21 protein-coding genes are annotated in these 21,234 nt (G+C 68.1%); 12 read left to right on the top strand and 9 right to left on the bottom strand.

Annotated features, from left to right (window positions below):
* Positions 1-52: 52 nt before the first annotated feature.
* On the top strand, positions 53-898 hold the full coding sequence (locus tag PV766_RS09785; RefSeq protein WP_129977290.1) for a DUF6542 domain-containing protein: 846 nt from the start codon (positions 53-55) through the stop codon (positions 896-898).
* A 79-nt stretch (positions 899-977) separates the two neighbouring features.
* Here PV766_RS09785 and PV766_RS09780 read toward each other — a convergent pair whose 3' ends face one another.
* The gene (locus PV766_RS09780; RefSeq protein WP_064064589.1) at positions 978-1,979 is read right to left on the bottom strand and encodes a 4-hydroxy-3-methylbut-2-enyl diphosphate reductase; all 1,002 of its coding nucleotides are present in this window, start codon (positions 1,977-1,979) and stop codon (positions 978-980) included.
* A gap of 100 nt (positions 1,980-2,079) precedes the next feature.
* On the opposite strand from PV766_RS09780, the gene PV766_RS09775 reads away from it, so the two are divergent.
* The 3 genes from PV766_RS09775 to PV766_RS09765 are packed head-to-tail and all read left to right on the top strand — an operon-like array spanning position 2,080 to position 4,270.
* Positions 2,080-2,754 (top strand): lipid droplet-associated protein, encoded by a 675-nt coding sequence (locus PV766_RS09775; protein ID WP_129976955.1) that lies wholly within the window; start codon positions 2,080-2,082, stop codon positions 2,752-2,754.
* On the top strand, positions 2,751-4,016 hold the full coding sequence (xseA, locus tag PV766_RS09770; RefSeq protein ID WP_129976956.1) for an exodeoxyribonuclease VII large subunit: 1,266 nt from the start codon (positions 2,751-2,753) through the stop codon (positions 4,014-4,016). The genes PV766_RS09775 and xseA overlap by 4 nt, the downstream gene beginning before the upstream one ends.
* On the top strand, positions 4,013-4,270 hold the full coding sequence (locus PV766_RS09765; protein ID WP_421096937.1) for an exodeoxyribonuclease VII small subunit: 258 nt from the start codon (positions 4,013-4,015) through the stop codon (positions 4,268-4,270). Before xseA ends, PV766_RS09765 begins: the two co-directional genes overlap by 4 nt.
* Before the next feature lie 36 nt (positions 4,271-4,306).
* Here the strand turns inward: PV766_RS09765 and PV766_RS09760 are convergent, their stop codons facing one another.
* On the bottom strand, positions 4,307-4,876 hold the full coding sequence (locus PV766_RS09760; RefSeq protein ID WP_255162362.1) for a DUF4245 domain-containing protein: 570 nt from the start codon (positions 4,874-4,876) through the stop codon (positions 4,307-4,309).
* Between the two features lie 182 nt (positions 4,877-5,058).
* Between PV766_RS09760 and glpX the strand changes: the two genes are divergently transcribed.
* Together glpX and PV766_RS09750 are read left to right on the top strand one after the other, a co-directional pair.
* Positions 5,059-6,093, top strand: a complete 1,035-nt coding sequence (glpX, locus tag PV766_RS09755; protein WP_016693944.1) for a class II fructose-bisphosphatase — start codon at positions 5,059-5,061, stop codon at positions 6,091-6,093.
* Positions 6,094-6,184: 91 nt separating this feature from the next.
* Positions 6,185-7,600 (top strand): class II fumarate hydratase, encoded by a 1,416-nt coding sequence (locus PV766_RS09750; RefSeq protein ID WP_421096936.1) that lies wholly within the window; start codon positions 6,185-6,187, stop codon positions 7,598-7,600.
* A 123-nt stretch (positions 7,601-7,723) separates the two neighbouring features.
* On the opposite strand, the gene PV766_RS09745 is transcribed toward PV766_RS09750, so the two are convergent.
* Entirely contained in the window at positions 7,724-8,314 is a 591-nt protein-coding gene (locus tag PV766_RS09745) for an LGFP repeat-containing protein (protein WP_242496753.1), read from the bottom strand.
* A gap of 161 nt (positions 8,315-8,475) precedes the next feature.
* On the opposite strand from PV766_RS09745, the gene PV766_RS09740 reads away from it, so the two are divergent.
* Positions 8,476-8,898 carry a limonene-1,2-epoxide hydrolase family protein gene (locus tag PV766_RS09740; protein WP_129976958.1) on the top strand — a complete coding sequence of 141 codons (423 nt, stop codon included), beginning with the start codon at positions 8,476-8,478 and terminating at the stop codon, positions 8,896-8,898.
* A gap of 69 nt (positions 8,899-8,967) precedes the next feature.
* On the top strand, positions 8,968-9,393 hold the full coding sequence (locus PV766_RS09735; RefSeq protein ID WP_064064596.1) for a carboxymuconolactone decarboxylase family protein: 426 nt from the start codon (positions 8,968-8,970) through the stop codon (positions 9,391-9,393).
* Positions 9,394-9,448: 55 nt separating this feature from the next.
* Here PV766_RS09735 and PV766_RS09730 read toward each other — a convergent pair whose 3' ends face one another.
* The 4 genes from PV766_RS09730 to PV766_RS09715 form a co-directional block, all read right to left on the bottom strand.
* Positions 9,449-10,801 (bottom strand): PhoH family protein, encoded by a 1,353-nt coding sequence (locus PV766_RS09730; RefSeq protein WP_081494094.1) that lies wholly within the window; start codon positions 10,799-10,801, stop codon positions 9,449-9,451.
* A 335-nt stretch (positions 10,802-11,136) separates the two neighbouring features.
* Positions 11,137-11,823: an isochorismatase family protein gene (locus PV766_RS09725; protein ID WP_421096935.1), complete on the bottom strand. Its 687-nt coding sequence runs from the start codon at positions 11,821-11,823 to the stop codon at positions 11,137-11,139.
* 162 nt (positions 11,824-11,985) lie between these two features.
* Positions 11,986-13,281, bottom strand: a complete 1,296-nt coding sequence (gene glyA / locus PV766_RS09720) for a serine hydroxymethyltransferase (protein WP_421096934.1) — start codon at positions 13,279-13,281, stop codon at positions 11,986-11,988.
* Between the two features lie 95 nt (positions 13,282-13,376).
* Positions 13,377-14,567, bottom strand: a complete 1,191-nt coding sequence (locus tag PV766_RS09715; RefSeq protein WP_129976961.1) for a DUF885 domain-containing protein — start codon at positions 14,565-14,567, stop codon at positions 13,377-13,379.
* A gap of 151 nt (positions 14,568-14,718) precedes the next feature.
* On the opposite strand from PV766_RS09715, the gene coaA reads away from it, so the two are divergent.
* Positions 14,719-15,651 carry a type I pantothenate kinase gene (gene coaA, locus PV766_RS09710; protein WP_421096933.1) on the top strand — a complete coding sequence of 311 codons (933 nt, stop codon included), beginning with the start codon at positions 14,719-14,721 and terminating at the stop codon, positions 15,649-15,651.
* A gap of 37 nt (positions 15,652-15,688) precedes the next feature.
* Here coaA and PV766_RS09705 read toward each other — a convergent pair whose 3' ends face one another.
* Positions 15,689-16,456, bottom strand: a complete 768-nt coding sequence (locus PV766_RS09705) for an isoprenyl transferase (RefSeq protein WP_064064601.1) — start codon at positions 16,454-16,456, stop codon at positions 15,689-15,691.
* Positions 16,457-16,613: 157 nt separating this feature from the next.
* On the opposite strand from PV766_RS09705, the gene trhA reads away from it, so the two are divergent.
* Positions 16,614-17,282: a PAQR family membrane homeostasis protein TrhA gene (gene trhA / locus PV766_RS09700; RefSeq protein ID WP_064064602.1), complete on the top strand. Its 669-nt coding sequence runs from the start codon at positions 16,614-16,616 to the stop codon at positions 17,280-17,282.
* Between the two features lie 74 nt (positions 17,283-17,356).
* Positions 17,357-18,274 carry a mechanosensitive ion channel family protein gene (locus PV766_RS09695; RefSeq protein WP_064064603.1) on the top strand — a complete coding sequence of 306 codons (918 nt, stop codon included), beginning with the start codon at positions 17,357-17,359 and terminating at the stop codon, positions 18,272-18,274.
* Here PV766_RS09695 and PV766_RS09690 read toward each other — a convergent pair.
* The gene (locus PV766_RS09690; RefSeq protein WP_421096932.1) at positions 18,271-20,385 is read right to left on the bottom strand and encodes an ABC transporter permease; all 2,115 of its coding nucleotides are present in this window, start codon (positions 20,383-20,385) and stop codon (positions 18,271-18,273) included. The genes PV766_RS09695 and PV766_RS09690 overlap by 4 nt on opposite strands.
* A gap of 185 nt (positions 20,386-20,570) precedes the next feature.
* Here PV766_RS09690 and PV766_RS09685 point away from each other — a divergent pair, with 185 nt between their 5' ends.
* Positions 20,571-21,233, top strand: a complete 663-nt coding sequence (locus tag PV766_RS09685; RefSeq protein WP_016934525.1) for a TetR/AcrR family transcriptional regulator — start codon at positions 20,571-20,573, stop codon at positions 21,231-21,233.
* The last annotated feature ends 1 nt before the right edge of the window (position 21,234 follow it).

Below are 21,234 nucleotides of genomic sequence, written 5' to 3'. Positions count from 1 at the left end.
TCGTCACGCTAATGTCTACGTTGTGTCTGCAACCCAACGTGCACGTTCGGCGGTGCCGCTCGACATGCGGTCGTTGGTGCCTACGGTGCCCGGTGTGCCCTGGTGGGGTGCCGTGGCGATCGCAGCCGGAACGACGCTTCTCGGGGTGCTGCTCGACAGCGCACGCGGGAACGAACTGACCACTGCGTTCACCGTCTTCTATGTGCTCGGCTGCCTCGCGGCCGTGGTGGCGGTGCGCTATCGCGGACTGTTCACGGCCATGGCCCAGCCGCCCCTGCTGCTGCTCCTCGCGGTGCCGATCGGTCAGGAGCTCGTCTCCTCCGGCAGCACCGGTGGCTTGAAGGATCTCGCGCTCAACGTCGCCTATCCGCTGGTGAACCGTTTCCCGGCGATGCTGCTGGCAACCGTCCTGGTCTTGGCCATCGGCGGTTTCCGGATCTTCGCGACCCGCCAGAACACCGGGGTGCGGGCCCGGGCGCCGCGCGAGCGCGCGAAGCCGCGTGCCCCGAAGGACCGCCCGTCCCGAGCCGCGGACGACCGTCCGACCAGGCGCGCGACCCGGGGACGACCGTCGACCGCCACCCCGGGCCGGGGGACGCCGGCCGCGAAGGCGTCGGTCCGGGAGGTCGCCGACACCCGTCCGCGTCGCCGCGCCCGCCCCGAGTCTCCGGCGGCCGAGCAGCCCGCTCCTCGTGCACAGCGTGTCCGTGCCGAAGGATCTGCTCAGCGTGCTCGTGCTTCCCGACCTGCCGATCCGGTGCCGCCGGAGGGACGCGAGCCGCGGCGCCGTCCGGCACCCGAGCCGGAACCCGGCCGTCCGGCACCCGCACCCGCACCCGCACCCACGCAGAGTTACGAGCCCCCGCGTGTGCGGTACCGCGACCGCTACGAGGACTGACCGGCACAACGACGAAGACGACCGGTCACCTGCCGATTCACGGCGGTGACCGGTCGTCTTCGCTTCAGGGACTACCTGTTCAGGAACGACGCGACGCGCGCAGTTCGCGCGGCAGGGCGAACACCAGGGTCTCGTTGGCGGTCGTCACCGACTGCACGTCGTGGAAGCCGCGCTCGTCGAGGAACTGGACGACGCCCTGGACGAGGATCTCGGGGACCGACGCACCCGAGGTGATACCGACGGTCTCGACGCCCTCGAGCCAGGCCGGATCGATCTCCTTGGCGTAGTCGACCAGGTGGGCCGCCCGGGCACCTGCACCGAGAGCCACCTCGACGAGTCGCACGGAGTTGGACGAATTCCGCGACCCCACGACGATCACCAGATCGCACTCGGGCGCCATCGCCTTCACCGCGACCTGCCGGTTCTGGGTGGCGTAGCAGATGTCGTCGCTCGGCGGATCCTGCAGCTGCGGGAACTTCTCGCGCAGGCGCTGCACGGTCTGCATCGTCTCGTCGACGCTCAGGGTGGTCTGGGACAGCCAGATGACCTTCTCCGGGTCGCGCACGGTCACCGAGTCGACGGCGTCGGGGCCGTCGACGAGCTGCACGTGGTCGGGGGCCTCACCTGCGGTTCCCTCGACCTCCTCGTGCCCTTCGTGACCGATGAGGAGGATGTCGAAGTCGTCGCGGGCGAAACGCTTGGCCTCCTGGTGGACCTTCGTCACCAGCGGGCAGGTGGCGTCGATGGTGCGCAGCTGCCGGGCAGCGGCGGATTCGTGGACCGCGGGAGACACACCGTGCGCCGAGAACACGAGGACGGCGCCTTCGGGCACTTCGTCGGTCTCGTCGACGAAGACCACGCCGCGTTCGGCAAGCGTGTCGACGACGTGGCGGTTGTGGACGATCTCCTTGCGGACGTAGATCGGCGCGCCGTACTTGTCGAGCGCTTTCTCGACCGTCTCGACCGCACGATCGACGCCGGCGCAGTAACCGCGTGGCTCGGCGAGCAGAACGCGCTTTCCGGAGGCAGAGGGACCGGCGGACCGTGTGATCCCGACTTCGAGTGGAACAGGCGCAGACATGCCTCCAGACTACGGGGCGCGTCGGAGAGGGGCTTCCCAGCTCGCAACCGAGGGGCTCACCCGGCTACCAATCACGCCGATCATCGGGCAGTCTTGGGGCATGATCCGTCCACCGTTCCTGGCACGGGTGGCTGCCGGCGTTGCTGTCACCGCGTACGAAGAGACCCTCAAGCTGCCGAGCACAGCCGTGTCGTTGCCGATGACGACGGTGAGCCAGATCCTGCAGACGACGATGCGGGTGCAACAGGTGATGACCTCGCTCGCCATCAAGGGCGACCAGTTCTTCGAGGTCTTCGGAGGAGAGCCCGCCGAGACCGCACAGTGGGCGACCTTCGACGACGACGGCTCCTCGTCGTCGGACGACGCCGCTCCCTCGACGAATGCCGCGTCGAACGGCGTTCCCGGCCGATTCGCCCTGTACTCGATCCCGCCGGAGACCGAGACCGATGCGCCTGCCGCCGAGACGGCGGTCACACCGGCGAAGTCCGGTGCGGCGACCTCGAAAGCGCCCGAGAAGAAGGTGGCAGCGGAGAAGGCCGGCACGAAGTCCGCCGAAGGCACGGACACGAAGGTCGCCGAGGCCTCCGGAGACCGGTCCGAGATCGTCGAGTACCTCGACTACGACTCGCTGACCCTCGCCCAGTTGCGGGCCCGTCTGCGCACGCTGTCGGTGGACGAACTCACAGCGTTGCTCGACTACGAGAATGCTCACGCCGCGCGTACTCCGTTCGTGACGATGCTGTCGAACCGGATCACCAGCGCGCGTAACAAGTGACGGCCGGACAGAACGCGGGACGACCGAACTCCGCGGAGCAGCCCTGGCCCGTCCGCACCGTCGCCCAGAAGGTTGCCGGGTGGGTCGACAAGCTCGGCACCATCTGGGTCGAGGGTCAGGTCACCCAGATCAACGCCCGTCCCGGCACCCGGACGGCGTTCCTGACCTTGCGCGACCCGTCGGTGGACATGTCCCTGCAGGTGACCTGCTCACCGCAGCTCCTGCAGCAGTCGGGGGTGCCGATCACCGAGGGCAGCCGCGTGATCATGTTCGGGAAGATGACCTTCTGGCCCGGTCGCGGCAGCCTCGCGCTGCGGGTCACCGAGATCCGGGCCGTCGGCATCGGGGAGCTGCTCGCGCGCCTCGAGCGGCTGCGCGCGTTGCTCGCCGCCGAGGGCCTGTTCGACCCGCGGTTGAAACGACCCTTGCCGTTCCTGCCGCGCCGCGTCGGCCTGGTCACCAGCCGCGGCAGCGCAGCCGAACGCGACGTGCTGTCGGTCGCGCAGCGTCGCTGGCCGGCCGTGCGGTTCGACGTTCGCCACGCGACGGTGCAGGGCCCCACCGCGGTCACACAACTCATCGAGGCTCTCGAGGCGCTCGACAGCGATCCGGACGTCGACGTGATCGTTCTTGCCCGTGGCGGTGGCAGCGTCGAGGATCTGCTGCCGTTCTCCGACGAAGCGCTGTGCCGCGCGATCGCCGCATGCACGACCCCCGTGGTCAGCGCGATCGGCCACGAGCCCGACAGTCCGTTGTGCGATCACGTCGCCGACCTGCGGGCCGCGACCCCCACCGATGCCGCGAAGCGCGTCGTGCCCGATGCCGTCGCCGAACTCGATCTGGTCGACGAGCTGAGGACTCGGTCGGCGGCGGCGCTGCGCAACTGGGTGCGCCGGGAGGAACACGTCATCGCGCAGATGCGCGAGCGTCCCGTCCTGGCCGATCCGTTCCGCGACCTCGACCGGCGATACGAGGAGCTCGAGCGGCTGCAGCAGGCGGCACGACGCGACGTCACCCGGCTGATCTCGTCGGAGTCGTCGACACTCGAACATCTGCGGGCGCGGCTGGGGACCCTCGGCCCCGCGGCGACCCTGGCGCGTGGCTACGCCGTGGTCCAGCGGATCGTGCCGGGCAGCGACCCGGAGGTGGTACGCACACTCGGCGAGATGCCGATCGGCACCCAGCTGCGGGTGCGGGTTGCGGACGGCGCGGCCCGCGCCGCCGTCATGGGACACGAACGACAAGGAAGACAGGAACAGTGACGAACGCGGGAACCGACGACGCGAACGCCGATGTGCGGGAGTTCGGCTACGAGCGAGCTCGGGACGAACTCGTCAACGTCGTGAAGATGCTCGAACAGGGCGGACTCGACCTCGACGACTCTCTGCAGCTGTGGGAACGCGGCGAGGCCCTCGCGAAACGCTGCGAGGAGCATCTCGCCGGCGCCCGCGAACGCGTCGAGCAGGCACTCTCGCTCGCGGACGACGAGGACGAAGACGAAGACGACGAGGACTGACCTCGACCGCCCCGGCCCGGCCCGGCCCGGCCCGGATCAGGGTTCGAGCGGTTCGGCCCTGCCCGCAGCGATGGCCAGCGCCGTGAGCTCGGCCTCGTCGCCGGAGCCGCCGATCAGGATGCGCACGTCGCCGAAGTCGGACACCCAGAGCGCTTCGACTCCCTCGCCGCCGTAGACCACCCAGTCGTGCCCCTCGATCGAGCGGCTGTCGGTGGCGGTGCGGGCTCCCCCGGCGACGAATCGCACCAGCTCGTCCTCACCGGCATCCGACTGGGTGAAACGCACGTAGCGACCCTCCGGAGTGATGAAACCGACGGTGCTCGAATCGCCGCCCTGGTTACCGGAGACGATGCTGCGGCTACCGGAGTTGGGCTGCCAGCCCTCGGGGACCTCGGGATGACGGATGGGGAATGCGAGTTCCGTCGCGTCGTACTTCAGACCGGCATCGATGTCGAAACTCGGCACCGGGCCCGCTGTGGGTCCGCCGGGCTTGAACTCGCACTGGCTGGCGATCGCGGCGATGAACAGAATCAGCACGAGCAGCGGGATCAACGACCACGCCATATCGCGACCGTCTTGCAGGATGCGAGGTTTCTTGGATGCCACCCGTCCAGTCTGACAGCTACGGAACAGGCATGTTCAGACCGGGCGGGTCCGACGGCCCACACCATCGGCCGTGATGAGACAATAGCCGTGCGACACACACGGATCGTGCGGACGCCCTCGGCGACCGCTCCCTCTGCCGGCGCAACCCGCGTCGACCGAAAGTCTCCAGGAGGCAGTAGCCCATGACGGCCAGCACCCCACGCCGCGAAGCGCCGGACCGCAACCTCGCACTCGAACTGGTCCGCGTCACCGAGGCCGCGGCGATGGCGGCCGGCCGGTGGGTCGGGCGCGGCGACAAGGAAGGCGGCGACGGCGCCGCGGTCGACGCGATGCGCCACATGGTCAGCTCCGTGTCGATGCAGGGTGTCGTCGTGATCGGTGAGGGCGAGAAGGACGAAGCGCCCATGCTCTACAACGGCGAGGAGGTCGGCAACGGCGACGGTCCGCTGTGCGACGTCGCGGTCGACCCGATCGACGGCACGACACTCATGTCGAAGGGTGCTCCCGGCGCGATCGCGGTGCTCGCCGTGGCCGAGCGCGGTGCGATGTTCGACCCGTCCGCCGTGTTCTACATGGAGAAGATCGCCGTCGGCCCCGAGGCCGCCGACGTCATCGACATCACCGCCCCGATCGCGGAGAACATCCGCCGCGTCGCGAAGGCGAAGAACATCGCGCATGCCGACCTGACCGTGACGATCCTCGATCGTCCGCGCCACGCGCAGATCATCAAGGAGGTGCGTGAGGCGGGTGCCCGCATCCGTCTGATCTCCGACGGCGACGTCGCCGGTGCGATCGCCGCTGCACGTCCGGGTTCGGGTGTCGACATGCTGCTCGGCATCGGCGGTACCCCCGAGGGCATCATCGCCGCAGCCGCGATGCGCTGCATGGGCGGCGCGCTGCAGGGTCGCCTGGCGCCGAAGGACGACGCCGAGCGTCAGAAGGCGATCGACGCCGGACACGATCTCGATCGCGTCCTGACCACCACCGATCTCGTCACGGGCGAGAATATCTTCTTCTGTGCGACCGGCGTCACCGACGGCGAGCTGCTCCGCGGTGTCCGCTACTCCGCGGGTGGCGCGGAGACGCAGTCGATCGTGATGCGCAGCAAGTCGGGCACGGTGCGCATGATCGAGGCGTACCACCGTCTGCAGAAGCTCAGTGAGTTCTCGTCCATCGACTTCCACGGTGTCGCCGGCTCGCCGCCTCCCATGCCCTGATCGCCACCGATCGCTCCCGAGGAGGGGCACTGCCACGAGTTCTCGTCGCAGTGCCCCTCCTCGTTCGTTCCGGCGGCATAACGTGGAGGACATGACCGACACCGAACAGTCTTCTCAGCAGTTCCGTATCGAACGCGACACGATGGGCGAGGTCCAGGTTCCGGTCGACGCCTTGTGGCGCGCCCAGACGCAGCGCGCCGTGGAGAACTTCCCGATCTCGGGGCGCGGACTCGAACGCGCACAGATCCGCGCGCTCGGTCTGCTCAAGAGCGCCTGCGCCCGGGTGAACAAGGACCTGGGTCTGCTCGATCCGGAGAGGGCCGATGCGATCATCGCCGCCGCCGATGCGATCGCCGCCGGCGAATACGACGACCAGTTCCCGATCGACGTCTTCCAGACCGGTTCGGGCACGAGTTCGAACATGAACACCAACGAGGTCATCGCCTCACTCGCCGCGAAGGCCGGGGTCACGGTCCACCCCAACGACGACGTGAACATGTCGCAGTCGTCGAACGACACCTTCCCCACCGCGACGCATGTCGCTGCGACCGAGGCGACGGTCAGGGACCTGATCCCTGCCCTCGAGCACCTGCACGGAGCCCTCGCCGGGAAGGCGAAGGAGTGGCGCACCGTCGTCAAGTCCGGCCGCACCCATCTGATGGATGCGGTCCCGGTGACCCTGGGCCAGGAATTCGGTGGATACGCCCGTCAGATCGAGGCCGGGATCGAACGTCTGCGTGCGACACTCCCCCGCCTCGGCGAACTGCCGATCGGTGGCACCGCGGTCGGCACGGGACTCAATGCGCCGGCGGATTTCGGTCCGCGCGTAGTGGCCGTGCTCGTCGAGACCACCGGACTCGAGGATCTGCAGCGGGCCCGCGACAGTTTCGAGGCGCAGGCCGCACGTGACGCCCTGGTCGAGGTCTCCGGTGCGCTGCGCACCGTCGCCGTGTCGCTGACGAAGATCGCCAACGACATCCGCTGGATGGGATCCGGTCCGCTCACCGGCCTGGCCGAGATCCGGCTCCCCGATCTGCAGCCCGGCAGCTCGATCATGCCGGGTAAGGTCAATCCCGTTCTCCCCGAAGCAGTTACGCAGGTCGCCGCGCAGGTCGTGGGCAACGACGCCACCGTGGCGTGGAGCGGTGCGGCGGGAGCCTTCGAACTCAACGTCTACATTCCGGTCATGGCGCGGAACGTCCTCGAGTCGATTCGGCTGCTCGCCAACGTCTCCCGGCTGTTCGCCGATCGCTGCATCACCGGGCTGGTCGCGAACGTCGAACATCTGCGCACGCTGGCGGAGTCGTCGCCCTCGATCGTCACTCCCCTCAACTCGGCGATCGGCTACGAGGAGGCCGCGGCCGTCGCCAAGGAGGCTCTGAAGGAGAAGAAGACGATCCGTCAGGCCGTCGTGGACCGCGGCCTCGTCGGCGACCGCCTGAGCGAGGAGGAACTGGACCGCCGCCTCGACGTCCTGGCGATGACGCGGGTGGACGAGGAGACCTGACCCGCAGAGTTCCGACCGACAGAGCCGTCTGCATTCGCTACGAATTCCGCCATCCGCTACAGCAACTTGCTGTAGCGGATGGCGAAGACGTGAGCGAACAGCAAGGGCTCACCGGGAGTCACCTCACTCCTGGACCACCTCGGTCCCGGCTCGGGGCGACCAGGTGATGTACCCGAACTGGAAGTTGCTCCTCGCACCGTCGGCGTTCTTTTCCTCGTCACTGATCGGGAAGCCCAGGTCGCCACCGGCACCGCCCGCGGCCTCCCAGGCCGTGCGGATCTCACCCCACACGATGTGGGAATCGGTATCGGGACTCCACGCGATGATGCCGCCCTCGAACTCCGCGACGTAGCCGTCGCCGACCTCTTCCTGCTCACCGGTCGCCGCACCGAGGGGGCTCGACGCACCACCGACCTCGTTGTACTTCTGCAGGATAGGTCCGCTGAGTTCGACCTGCTCACCGCCCGGACCGGGCACGGCGCTGGACTGATCCGCTGCGGGTTCCGAGGCCTCGGGCGAATCGTCGCCCTGTGTGATCGATTCGACGGCGCTCTGCGCCCCGGACGCCACGCCCTCCGCGGCAGACTGGACCGCGCTGGTCGCGCTGTCCACCGTGTCCTCCGCCGATCGGTCGTCGCTGCAGCCTGCGACGACCAGTCCGACCGCCGCCGCGGCCGCCACCAACGCCGCTCTGCGTCGGGGAATTCGCTTCATCGGTTCGCTCCTGTCGCTGTGAGGACGGGTACCTGATGTCAGGGTGCCCGACTCGCCCGCGACACAACCCGGTTTCGGGCGATTCTGTGGCATGGGCGAATCCGGTTCCACCACCGGTCCGTGCCCGTTACCATGCGACGCAGCCGACGCCGAGGAGAGCGATGAGCACACCGACCGCCACCGGACAGAACGCCGTCGCGACGGTGACCGACTTCCTGGAGGCGACGGCCGCGGAGGACATCGACCGCGCCGCCTCGCTGATCACCGACGACATCGCGTGGCACAACACCTGGCTCCCCACCATCCGCGGCGCTTCCCGGGTGCGGCAGATCCTCGCCGGTCTCGCACGACCTGCGGTGGGATTCGGTGTCGTCGTCCACCACATCGCGGCCGACGGCGACATCGTGCTCACCGAGCGCACCGACAGCCTGCGTTTCGGTCCGGTGCGCATCGAGTTCTGGGTGTGCGGCACCTTCGAGTTACGCGACGGACGGATCGCCGTGTGGGACGACCACTTCGACGTCCTCACCTTCCTCCGCGGCACCGCCGTGGGGGTACTGCGCGCCGTACTACGTCGTTCCTGATCGTCGACGCCCGCATAGAATCCGTTCGTCACCGAACCGTTCGGTGACGGATCAGCAGGGAGCGATGACATGTCCGACGCCGAGCACACTCCGGGATTCACGACGGGTCTGGAGATCCGGCGCGAAGTGATGGGTGACGACTTCGTCGAGCGAGCGTTCGAACGCTCCCGCGGCACCGACTCCGAGGCGATGCAGGAATTCGTCACCGAACACGCCTGGGGTGCCGTGTGGTCGCGCCCCGGTCTCGACCGGCGCAGCCGCAGCCTGCTCAACCTCGGCATGCTCATCGCGTTGCGTGCCGAGAACGAGTTGCGCGGCCACGTCCGCGGAGCGCTGCGCAACGGGCTCGGCCGCGCGGAGATCGTCGAATCCGTCATCCACTGCTCGGCGTACTGCGGTGCCCCCGCCGGACTCGCCGCGATGCGCGTGGTCCAGGAAGTCCTCGAGGCCGAACTCGGCCCCCTCTCCGAGAAGACCGCCTCCGACGAGGCCTGACGACGACGGCGCGCCCGGCGGGATGCCGGACGCGCCGTTCGATCGAGCTCGGGGTTCAGGCGCCCGGAGCGAACTCCTCGAGCATCTCCGTCACCAGCGCCGCGATCGGCGAGCGCTCACTGCGCGTGAGCGTGACGTGTGCGAACAACGGATGCCCCTTGAGTTTCTCGATGACCGCCGCGACACCGTCGTGCCGGCCGACACGCAGGTTGTCGCGCTGGGCGACGTCGTGGGTGAGCACGACGCGCGATCCCGCACCGAGCCGCGACAGGACGGTGAGCAGCACGTTGCGTTCGAGCGATTGCGCCTCGTCGACGACGACGAACGAATCGTGCAGCGACCGGCCACGAATGTGCGTGAGCGGCAGCACTTCCAGCATTCCGCGGCTGAGCACCTCTTCGAGCACCGCCGGGCTGGCGAGTCCTTCGAGGGTGTCGAAGACCGCCTGGCCCCACGGATTCATCTTCTCGGCCTCCGTACCCGGAAGATAGCCGAGTTCCTGTCCGCCGACCGCGTAGAGCGGCCGGAAGACCACCACCTTGCGGTGGGTTCGTCTTTCCAGGACGGCTTCGAGTCCGGCCGTCAGTGCCAGCGCGGACTTTCCGGTTCCGGCCTTGCCGCCGAGGGAGACGATGCCGACGGATTCGTCGAGCAGCAGGTCGAGGGCGACGCGCTGTTCGGCGGAGCGTCCGTGCAGTCCGAACGCCTCCCGGTCGCCGCGGACGAGCTGCACCCGCTTGTCGGCGGTGACCCGGCCGAGTGCGCTGGAGGAACCGCCGAGGAGCCTGATCCCCGTGTGGCACGGCAGATCCCGAGCGTCGTCGATGTCGACGATGCCCTCGGAGAACATCTCGTCGATGAGCTCCCGATCGACCTCGAGTTCGGTCATGCCCGTCCATCCCGAGATCACCACGTCCTGGGCGTGGTACTCGTCGGCGTCGAGGCCGACGGCCCCGGCCTTGACGCGTAACGGGATGTCCTTGCTGACGAGCACCACGTCGCGTCCCTCGGTGGCCAGGTTCAGGGCGCACGCGAGGATGCGGGAGTCGTTGGTGTCGGTGCGGAATCCGGCGGGCAGGACCATCGGATCGGTGTGGTTGAGCTCCACGTGCAGGGTGCCCCCCTCGTCCCCGATGGGGATGGGCTGATCGAGGCGTCCGTGCCGCTGCCGCAGGTCGTCGAGCAGCCGGAGGGATTCGCGGGCGAACCAGCCGAGTTCGTGGTGGTGCCGCTTGCCTTCGAGTTCGCCGATCACCACCAGCGGAAGGACGACTTCGTGCTCGGCGAACCTGGTGACCGCCCAAGGGTCGGAGAGCAACACTGAAGTGTCCAGTACGTAGGTGCGTACAGCGGGTTCTTTCGCAGCGGCAGGACCGGAGCGGGTGGGGACGGAGCGTGTTGCGTTCACGTGGGGCTCCTCGGCCCGGACGGCACCGCCCGGACGTATTCGGTGGGCCGGTGGGTCCCCGGTGTCGTCACGACCACGAAGGCCCGGTGCCGGCCCCCTCGTTCGGACTGTGTCAGCCACACGATCAGGGACCTCCCGTGTAGTCGGCACCTGCGCCGCCTACACCCCAGACGCTAACGCCGATCCGGACGATTCGCTCGCTGGTGGAGTATGCGTGTCGGTGAAGTTTCCGTAAACGTCGTCTCGGGAGTGTTCGTGCGCCTCAGAGGTATGCACGAACGTCGTCGATCCGACCCCGCTCGCCGGGGTCGGATCCGCCGAAATCCGGATTCGGGTCAGCGCAGCGACGCGGTGAGTTCTTCGGTCTCGCGGTCGCGGCAGCGCGCCGACGCGGCGATCGATTCGATCAGTGCGTTCGTGGTCTCGACCCGGCCGACCCGCTTCGCGACGTACTGCAGCGCCGTGAGGTGCTCGTCGCGGGAGAAGTCGGCGGTGGCGTCGAGGGCCATGAACGGTGCCACGTCGCTCATGAAGGCGTCGGCGGCGCTGAGCATGCAGCCCATGTGGGCGTAGACACCGGTGACGATCAGCTGGTCGCGGCCGTTGTGCGCGAGCAGCTGACGGAAGTCGGTGCGCTGGAACGCCGAGTACCGCCACTTGGTGACCTGGATGTCGTTCGGGCCGGGTGTGAGTTCGTCGATGATCTCGGTGTCGCGACCGGTGCTCAGGCCGACGCCCCAGAAGTCGGCGAGGATGCCGCGACGCGACGGATGCTGGTCGCCGGGCTGCATGGTGTAGACGACGGGGATGTCGGCGGCCAGGCACGCTTCACGGAGGCGGACGATGTTGGGCACGACGGTCGCGAGCGGCTCTGCGTCGCGACGGTAGGCGTCGATGAAGTACTTCTGCATGTCGTGGACGAGCAGTGCGCAGCGGGACGCATCGAGCGTCCACTCCACCCGAGCAGCGGGAATCTCGTCGCCGGTGGGCAACTCGTACGGATCGATGCTCGGGATGGCCATGCGACTTCCTTCTGCTGGTCGGGGTGCACGTGCGACGGCCGACGATGTCGGCATGCGTAGGCTACCCTAACCAACTCGCGCGGTGGGATGCGTCCCGTCCCGGATACGCGACCGGCCCGCACCGAAGGTCGGTGCGGGCCGGTCGGCGACAGGAGGAAACCGTCAGATCAGACGCCAGTCCTCGAGGCCCTCGTACAGCGGCACGGACTGTGCCAGGACGCTCACGCGGGTGCGCAGCGACTCGGCGTCGGCGCCACCGATGAGCGTCTGCGCGATGATCTCGGCGACCTCGGTGAACTGTTCGTCGCCGAAACCGCGGGTCGCGAGCGCCGGAGTGCCGATGCGCAGGCCCGAGGTGACCATCGGGGGCCGCGGGTCGAACGGCACGGCGTTGCGGTTGACGGTGATGCCGACCTCGTGGAGCGCGTCCTCACCCTGCTGGCCGTCGAGCTGCGAGTTGCGCAGGTCGACCAGGACCAGGTGCACGTCGGTGCCGCCGGTGAGCACCGAGATGCCCTTGTCGGCGACATCGGACTGCGACAGGCGCTCGGCGATGATCCGGGCACCGGACAGGGTGCGCTGCTGACGGTCCTTGAACTCGTCGCCGGCGGCGATCTTCAGCGCCACGGCCTTCGCAGCGATGGCGTGCATCAGCGGTCCGCCCTGCTGACCGGGGAAGACAGCCGAGTTGATCTTCTTCGCCCACTCCTGCTTGGCGAGGATCAGGCCGGAACGCGGACCACCGAGGGTCTTGTGCACAGTGGTGGAGACGACGTCGGCATAGGGCACGGGCGAGGGGTGCAGCCCCGCGGCGACCAGGCCGGCGAAGTGCGCCATGTCGACCCACAGGTACGCACCGACCTCGTCGGCAATGGAGCGGAAGGCCGCGAAGTCCTCGTGACGCGGGTAGGCGGACCAGCCGGCGACGATGACCTTCGGCTTCTCGCGCACGGCGATGTCGCGGACCTCGTCCATGTCGATACGGTGGTCGTCCTTGCTGACCCCGTAGGACGCGACGTCGTACAGCTTGCCGGAGAAGTTGAGCTTCATGCCGTGCGTGAGGTGGCCGCCGTGCGCGAGGTCGAGGCCGAGCAGCTTCTCGCCGGGCGTCATCAGCGCCATGAGCACCGCGGCGTTCGCCTGCGCGCCCGAGTGCGGCTGGACGTTCGCGAACTCGGCGCCGAACAGCTCCTTGGCGCGGTTACGGGCGAGGTCCTCGACGATGTCGACGTTCTCGCAGCCGCCGTAGTAGCGGCGGCCGGGGTAACCCTCGGCGTACTTGTTGGTCAGGACGCTGCCCTGGGCCTGCAGCACGGCGCGCGGCACGAAGTTCTCCGACGCGATCATCTCGAGCGTGTCGCGCTGACGCGACAACTCGCCGGCCATGGCCTCGGCGACCTCCGGGTCGAGGTCGTTCAGTGCGGCAGTGTTCACGTCGGCGCCGGGCGCAGCGGTCATCGAGATCTCTCCAAGCAGAGGGCGTCAGGGATACGACCTCCAGTCTACGAAGGCCGTCCACCGCCCCGGTAGCCGGTACCCGACCGACCTGCGGTTCACCGCAGGCTGCTGGGCACCAGGGGTTCGTCGAGCAGGCGCCGGAACCGTTCGGCACGCTCGGCTCCGACCGGAACCTGCCCGAGCCAGCCGCCGAGAAGCCGGTAGCCCTCGACGTAGGTGCTGATGTAGGCGCGCCACAACGGTGACGACAGGAACCGCAGCGACTGCCGGGCACGTTCGGGGCTCGACAGCGACCAGCGCTGCAGGAATTCGACCACGTCGTCGTGACTGCGCCCGCGGTCGTGGAGCAGCAACGCGGCGTCCTGACGCACCGGCAGCAACTGCTCGGACGCCTCGGCCAGTTCCTCGGCGAGTTCGCCGTCGAACCGGAGCCCGAGATCGGCGTAGATCTCCTGCGCCCACTTCCCCCAGCCCGGGCCGACGATCGCTTCGAGCGCGAGATCGGCGAGGCCTTCGGCCATGAGGCACTGCGGGGTGTTGACGAGGAACAGCGTCTGCTCGGCCTGCCCGGCGGCGACGAGACCGGCCTCCTTGCGGCAATGCTCGGTGTGGTGCCCCGGATACGCCTCGTGCGCGATCAGCCGCGGCAGGTGCGCCATGGTCTGTTCGAGATCGGAGTTGATCGCGACCCGCGAACGGTAGTCACCGAGGTAGTAGTTGAAACCCGACCACGGCTTGTCGCCGACGACCTCGTACTCGACACGTTCGGTATCGGGCAGCGGGTAGATCGCCCGCACCTTCTCGCGCAGCGCACCCGAGAACGCCTCGACGCAGTCGGCGAGGCGATCCGCAGGGATCACCTCGGACTTGCGGTGGGCCTGCATCCGCTCGGTGAGCGAACCCGGGCCGGGAAGCAGCGCATCGAGGCGACGGTGCGCGTCGCGGTAGGTGTCCTCGTCGCCGGGAGCGATGCGCACGTCGAAGTACGCCTCGACCTCGTCGACGAAACCGATCTCCTCCCCTGCGAACTTGCGGGCCGAGCAGTCGAGTGCGCGCAGATGCACGTCGAGGAAGCGGGTGCGCTCGTCGGACAGACCCGCACCGCGCAGTTCGTCCCGCAGGCGCCGCGCGATGTGCGATAGATCACGGGGATCGGGAGCCGGAGCGTTCTCGACCTTCCGCCGCAGCGCGGGATCGCCGGTGTAGGCGTCGACGAATCCTTCCTCGAGCCTGTCGAAAGCCAGACCCAGCAGCAGATATTCGTTCACGAAGTCGTCGGCTCCCATACCGGCCGAGCCTAGTCTCTCGTCGGCGGCCCGACACGGGAGAACCTGCCGGAGTGGGGACCCCGACGCGGCATCACCGTGTGTCAGCGAGCACAATCCGTTACATGGACATGCAACGCCGCATCCACCGCGCCGCCGGGAAGCCGTGCCGATGGCTCGTCTGAACGAACCGAGCCCGTACATCGAGTTCGACCGCAAGCAGTGGCGGACGCTGCGGAAGTCGACTCCCCTCATCCTCACCGAGGACGAACTGGTCGGGCTTCGGGGCCTGGGCGAGCAGATCGACCTCGCGGAGGTCGCGGAGGTGTATCTGCCCCTCGCCCGGTTGATCCACCTGCAGGTCGCGGCCAGGCAGCGGTTGTTCGCGGCCACGGCGACCTTCCTCGGGGAGAAGCATCCCGATCAGCAGGTGCCGTTCGTGATCGGTGTGGCCGGCTCGGTGGCTGTCGGTAAGTCCACGACGGCCCGTGTGCTGCAGGCGCTGCTGGCACGGTGGGACCATCACCCCCGGGTGGATCTCGTGACCACCGACGGCTTCCTCTACTCCACCAAGGAATTGGTGCGGCGCAACATCATGCATCGCAAGGGCTTTCCCGAGAGCTACGATCGGCGCAAGCTGCTGCGGTTCGTCACCGAGGTCAAGTCCGGCGCGAAAGAGGTTGCGGCGCCGATCTACTCACACATCTCGTACGACATCATCCCGGGGCAGTACCACATCGTCCGTCAGCCGGACATCCTCATCATCGAGGGCCTGAACGTGTTGCAGACCGGGCCACGGTTGATGGTCTCCGACCTGTTCGACTTCTCGATCTACGTCGACGCGCGGATCGAGGACATCGAGAAGTGGTACGTGGAGCGCTTTCTCGCGCTGCGTAATACGTCCTTCGCCGATCCGGAGGCGCACTTCCACCACTACGCGAACCTGTCGGACCGGGACGCGATGAGTGCCGCGAAGGAGATCTGGCACTCGATCAACCTGCCGAACCTGGTGGAGAACATCCTGCCGACACGGCCGCGCGCGACCCTGGTCCTGCGCAAGGACTCGGATCACGCCATCAACCGGCTCCGGTTGCGCAAGCTCTGAAGCGGCCCGCCGTTCCGCGCCGGACCGGGCAGTCCGGTCAGGCGCCGAAACGGCGGTGCCGTGCGGCGTAGTCGCGCAGGGCGCGCAGGAAGTCGACCCGGCGGAACTCGGGCCAGTACGCCTCGGTGAACCAGATCTCCGAGTAGGCGGACTGCCAGAGCAGGAAGCCGGACAGCCGCTGCTCGCCGGAGGTGCGGATGACGAGATCCGGATCGGGCTGACCGGACGTGTAGAGGTGACTGTCGACGCCGTCGACCGTCACGGACTGGACGAGGTCCTCACCGCGCAGCCCCTGCGCGTAGCGCACCCGCAGGAGCGACTGCACGGCGTCGACGATCTCCTGGCGACCGCCGTACCCGACGGCCACGTTGACGTGCGTGCCCGTGCGTCCGGCGGTTCCGGCCGCGGCCTCGTGCAGTCGCTTGGCGTGATCGGACGGGAGGAGGTCGGTGGTGCCGACGATCTTCACGCTCCAGTTCTGCCCGGGCGCGGAGATCTCCTCCACCACGTCGGAGATGATCTCGAGCAGTGCGTCGAGCTCCTCCGGCTCGCGTCGGAGGTTCTCGGTGGACAGCAGATAGATCGTCGCCCTCTCGATGCCGGCGGCGTCGCACCAGCCCAGCAGCTCGGCGATCTTCTTGGCACCCTCGCGGTGGCCGTGACTGACGTCGGTGAAGCCGTTCTCGCGCGCCCAACGCCGATTGCCGTCGCACATCACCGCGACGTGCCGCGGATGCCGTGCCCCGTCGAGTTCTTTCAGCAGCCGGCGCTCGTAGAGCCGGTACAGCAATCCGCGGACGCTCACCCCGTCATCACCACCCGAGTCACATTACGCCCAGGGGTACCGGCGGTCGCGGCGGCGGTCACAGAGTCTCCCGCCACAGGGTTCCACGTTGTAACGTGTCGACGGAACAAACCTACGGGTGCGTAGGTTACCGTTCGGTACAGGGAGGAGCGCACGTATGACGGCCTTCGGCCTCGAGGAACTGCCCGTCACACCGCGGATGCGCGGATGGATCCACGCCTGGGCGTTCGGTGTGGCCGTCATCGCCGGCGCCGCACTCGTCTCGGCCGCGGCCTTCCTCGCCGCCCGCCCGGGCGCCGTGCTTCCCGCGACCGTCTACAGCCTCACGGTGTGCGGCGTGTTCGGGATCAGCGCGCTCTACCACCGCCTCACCTGGAGTCCGCGGGCGCGCGTGTGGATGAAGCGTGCCGACCACTCGATGATCTTCGTGTTCATCGCGGGCAGCTACACCCCGTTCGCGACGCTGGCACTGCCACCCGGATCCGGACGGCCGTTGCTCATCGTCGTGTGGTCGGGAGCGCTCGCGGGTGTGGCACTGAAGATGTTGTGGCCGACCGCGCCGAGATGGGTCGGCGTACCCCTGTATCTGGTGCTCGGATGGGCGATCGTGCCCGTCGCCGGACAGCTGGTCGCCGAGGTCGGGCTCACCCCGATGCTGTTACTGCTGGTCGGCGGCCTGTTCTACAGCGGCGGAGCGATTCTCTACGCCACGCGCTGGCCCGACCCGTGGCCCGCGACCTTCGGACACCACGAGTTCTTCCACGCGGCCACGGTGGTCGCGGCCCTGTGTCACGCGATCGCGGTGTGGCTTGTGATTCTGGACTGAAACCTCACAGGTCACTTCGTGCAACTTCTCACACCACCCGAAGCGACTGTCACGCATTTGTAGACTCGCGAGGGATGTCTATTCCGTTGCTCGCCTTCGAACTGACCGAGACCAACCGGGACTGGCTGATCCACCGGCCGCTGGCGATCCTGAGTTACATCGTCGTCGCCGTCGTGCTCCGCTACGTCCTCCACCGGCTGATCGACCGCATGACGAAGCCACGCGTGCGATCCGGGACACCACGACGATCGTTCCTCGCGCCGCTGCAGGAACGAGCCGAGCGTGCCATCGGCGACCCCCAGGCTCGCGAACGCCGGGTCCAGCGCGCGCAGACGATCGGTTCGGTGTTCAAGTCCGGTGTATCGATCGTCGTGCTCGCCTGGGTGGTGCTGCAGACGCTCGACACCCTCGGTTTCAACGTCGCCCCGTTCATCGCCTCGGCCGGTATCGCCGGTGTCGCGCTCGGTTTCGGTGCGCAGAACCTCGTGCGGGACTTCATCTCGGGAATGTTCATGCTGCTCGAGGACCAGTACGGCGTGGGCGACGTGGTGGACCTCGGCGACGCGGTGGGCACCGTCGAGTCGGTCGGTCTGCGCGTGACGACCGTGCGCGACATCGACGGCACCCTGTGGTTCTGCCGCAACGGCGAGATCCTGCGCGTCGGCAACATGAGCCAGGGACATGCCGTCTCCGTGGTCGACGTCCCGATCGCGCCGAGCGTCAACGTCGAGCGCGCCTGCCGGATCGCACTGCGCGCCGTCCTCGACGGCGTGGAACGCGAGGACATCGCGCCGGACGTACTCGAGAAGCCCGAACTGCTGGGCGTCAACTCCGTCACCGCGGGTGCGGTGACCCTCCGCCTGACGGTGCGCGTACGCGCCGGCAAGCAGTGGGCCATCCGCCGCAGCCTCACCCGCGCGGTGCTCGAGGCCTTCGAGCAGAACGACATCGAGACCCCGAACATCGCGCTGGCGGCCGCCCCGGTCTCCTAGCTCCGCACCGCCCCGGCCACGTCCTCCGACTGCTCGCTCGACTCACCGCTGCGTGCAGCACGGATGCGATCGATGACGATGACGCACAGCAGCGACACCACTCCCCAGATCGTGAACGTGACGAGGTGCGGGCCGACGGCGTCACCTCCGAAGTAGAGGACCGACCGCACCGATTCCACAGCGGCCGGCATCGGCAGCACACCGTGCAGGAACCGGAAGACCTCCGGCGTCATGTACACCGACATCGCACCGTTCGAGGCGGGCACGCCGACGAACATGAGGATGCCGACGGCAGGGACGACGGCGAGCAGCCCGAACAGGCGGTGCAGCGCCAACGTGAACATCGAGGTGGTGAACGTCGCGAGGATCCCGATACCCCACAGCGGGAGGAAGTGCCCGTCGACGGCCCCGGTGATCGGGTCGGCGATCACCCACAGCACGGCGGACATGAACAGCGCCCATCCCGCGGCGATGGGCACGATCTGCCGCAGGACCATCGCGGCGGGCTGCGCACCGCCGGCCACGACGATCACCATGAAACCGGACATGATCCAGCCCATCGCGACGTAGAGCGTCACCGTTCCCATGGTGTCGGAACCCGGCAGCGGTGCGATGTTCTCGACGGTCAGGGGCAGATGCATGCCCCCGGCGACCTGCTCGAAGACCCGCTGCGCGACCTGCTGCTGGCTCGTACCCGCAGCCTCGTTGGTGATCAGCGTCGCGGTGGGCGACTGGGCGGACGGCAGGACGAAGGCCGCGACGATCTCACGGTCCTGCACCTCGGCGCGCGCGTCGTCGACCGAATCCGAGATTCGCAGATCGAACAGACCGGCCATGCTCTGTTCGAGACCGGCGACCGTCCGGTCCGCCTGTTCGGCGGTCGCGCCGACGACGGTGACGGGCATCTCACGCGGGGTCGGCTGGTACATCGCGCCGAGCATGATGGAGAGCATCAGCACGACCATGGCGAACGGAAAGAACGCCAGGGTCAGGTACCGCACTCGGTCGCTCTGCGGACGCGGCCCGGTGGTGAGCGAGGGCATCGTGATCTCGGGATCACCGGCATCGGGGTTGCGGCGACGCTTCAGGGCGTCGACACCGAGTGTCGCGGCGAGGGCCAGCACGGTACCGACGACCAGCACCAGGATGTGGCCGCCGAGGCCTTCACCGCCGAAGTAGACGACCGACCTCAGCGATTCGCCGGCGGCCGCGGTGGGCAGGAAGCCGTGCAACCACGGGTAGATCGACGGTAGCGAGTAGACCGACATTCCCAGGTTCGACGCGGGGACGCCGAGAACCATCACGAAGAGCATTCCCGCGAGGACAGCCATCGGTCCGAGGATCCGGGTGAGGAACACCTGCACCGAGCCCACGGCGAAGATGGAGAGCCAGCAGATTCCCAGCACCGTCGCGATCGGGCCTTCGATCGCGCCGAGGATCGGGCCGGCGACGAGCCACACGAGTGTGCCGATCAGCACCGACCATCCGGCGAGCAGAGGCACGATGCGACGGAATCGCAGCAGCTCGGGCGAGTTGGACAGCATGATGCTCAGGGGCATGTAGCCCGCGAGCATCAGCGCCTGCACCATGAACATCACACCCAGGCCGGCCATGTCGTGGTCCGGCAGCGGGGCGAGGTCCTCGGCGGTGAGATCGAGACCCTGCGCGAGCACCTGCGGAACCACCAGTCCGGTGACCACGGACGACTGCGACGCCCCGGCCGCACCCGCGGTGTACACGGTGGCAGTGCCCTGCGGGGACAGCGTGACCGCACCCGCAACCTCCCGCGAGAGCACGAGGTCGCGCGCCTGATCGTCGGTCCCGATCACACGGACGTCGACCGCCTCGGCGTCGGCGTCTTCGAGCGCGCGGGCGAAGTCGTAGGCCTGCTGCTGCGACGATCCGGCGACGGCGATCGGTATGTCGTGCGGGGCGGGCGCGTGCATCGCGTACAGATAGCCGGTGATCATCATTCCGACCATCAGGAACGGCATCACGAAGATCGCGATGTAGCGGCCGATGTGCTCCTTCCGCGCACGGGCGAGTTCGGCCTCGGTGAGGCCGTCGCTTCCCGGCGGCTCGTTCTTCTCGCTGGTAGCGGTATCGGTCATGAATGAACTCCTCGATATCCGGACACGGACTGCACGCTTTCCGGCCGATATCGGCTCCACAGAAATACGCTACGTGACTTAAAAATTTACGCTGCGTGTCTTGAATATGCCAAGCTGAGACACTGGTGACGCTCGTCCCATCCATCAGCGGGCCGTTCGGCCGAGAAGAAGGCGACAGGAGAAGCGTGAGCACCCACGGGGACCAGGCGCGACGAGCGCTACTCGACTCGGCGGAAGAACTGTTCGCCACCCACGGCGTCGACGGCGTGTCCAATCGGCGCATCGCCGAACACGCCGGTAACGCCAACCACTCCGCCGTCAACTACCACTTCGGTGACCGCGAGGAACTCGTCCGCGCCATGCTCACCCGCTACGCGGAGGACACCCGCCGGCGACGAGTCGAACTCCTGGCCCTGCTCGGGCCCGAACCCGGCCTCCGCGACTACCTGAGCTGCCTCATCCTGCCGTTCACCGACCAACTCGCCTCGATGCCGGTCCCGAGCTGGCGGGCTCGATTCCTACGCCAGTTGAGAGCGGTACCGTCGATGGCCGACATCGCGGCGAGAACGACCGTCGAAGATCCGTACCTCGACGTCCTGATCGAACGAGCCAGAGCATGCGTCGCCCACCTGCCCGACACCGTCGTCACCGGACGGGCGCGACTGCTGGGCAAGCTCGTCGTCGATGCGTGTGCCGACTACGAGGCACGCCTCGAACGCGAAGGCATCGAACCCGATTGGACGGGATTCGCCCGATTCCTGATCGACGCGAGCGCGGGAATGTTCGAGGCGCCGGTGACGAGCGAAGGCGACTTCCTCGACTCACGCACAGCGTCCGCCTGGCCCTGAC

Source organism: Rhodococcus sp. As11 (assembly GCF_048957735.1).
GTDB lineage: Bacteria > Actinomycetota > Actinomycetes > Mycobacteriales > Mycobacteriaceae > Rhodococcus > Rhodococcus gordoniae.
The sequence above is the reverse complement of the archived record's forward strand: the minus strand, read 5'-3'. Positions and strand labels throughout refer to the sequence as shown.

Excerpts from the sequence above, each read along its gene's own strand:
- PV766_RS09780 (WP_064064589.1), bottom strand. The coding sequence starts at position 1,979 with ATGTCTGCGCCTGTTCCACTCGAAGTCGGGATCACACGGTCCGCCGGT.
- PV766_RS09775 (WP_129976955.1), top strand. The coding sequence starts at position 2,080 with ATGATCCGTCCACCGTTCCTGGCACGGGTGGCTGCCGGCGTTGCTGTC.
- glpX (WP_016693944.1), top strand. The coding sequence starts at position 5,059 with ATGACGGCCAGCACCCCACGCCGCGAAGCGCCGGACCGCAACCTCGCA.
- PV766_RS09750 (WP_421096936.1), top strand. The coding sequence starts at position 6,185 with ATGACCGACACCGAACAGTCTTCTCAGCAGTTCCGTATCGAACGCGAC.
- PV766_RS09745 (WP_242496753.1), bottom strand. The coding sequence starts at position 8,314 with ATGAAGCGAATTCCCCGACGCAGAGCGGCGTTGGTGGCGGCCGCGGCG.
- PV766_RS09740 (WP_129976958.1), top strand. The coding sequence starts at position 8,476 with ATGAGCACACCGACCGCCACCGGACAGAACGCCGTCGCGACGGTGACC.
- PV766_RS09735 (WP_064064596.1), top strand. The coding sequence starts at position 8,968 with ATGTCCGACGCCGAGCACACTCCGGGATTCACGACGGGTCTGGAGATC.
- PV766_RS09725 (WP_421096935.1), bottom strand. The coding sequence starts at position 11,823 with ATGGCCATCCCGAGCATCGATCCGTACGAGTTGCCCACCGGCGACGAG.
- glyA (WP_421096934.1), bottom strand. The coding sequence starts at position 13,281 with ATGACCGCTGCGCCCGGCGCCGACGTGAACACTGCCGCACTGAACGAC.
- PV766_RS09715 (WP_129976961.1), bottom strand. The coding sequence starts at position 14,567 with ATGGGAGCCGACGACTTCGTGAACGAATATCTGCTGCTGGGTCTGGCT.
- coaA (WP_421096933.1), top strand. The coding sequence starts at position 14,719 with ATGGCTCGTCTGAACGAACCGAGCCCGTACATCGAGTTCGACCGCAAG.
- trhA (WP_064064602.1), top strand. The coding sequence starts at position 16,614 with ATGACGGCCTTCGGCCTCGAGGAACTGCCCGTCACACCGCGGATGCGC.
- PV766_RS09695 (WP_064064603.1), top strand. The coding sequence starts at position 17,357 with ATGTCTATTCCGTTGCTCGCCTTCGAACTGACCGAGACCAACCGGGAC.
- PV766_RS09690 (WP_421096932.1), bottom strand. The coding sequence starts at position 20,385 with ATGACCGATACCGCTACCAGCGAGAAGAACGAGCCGCCGGGAAGCGAC.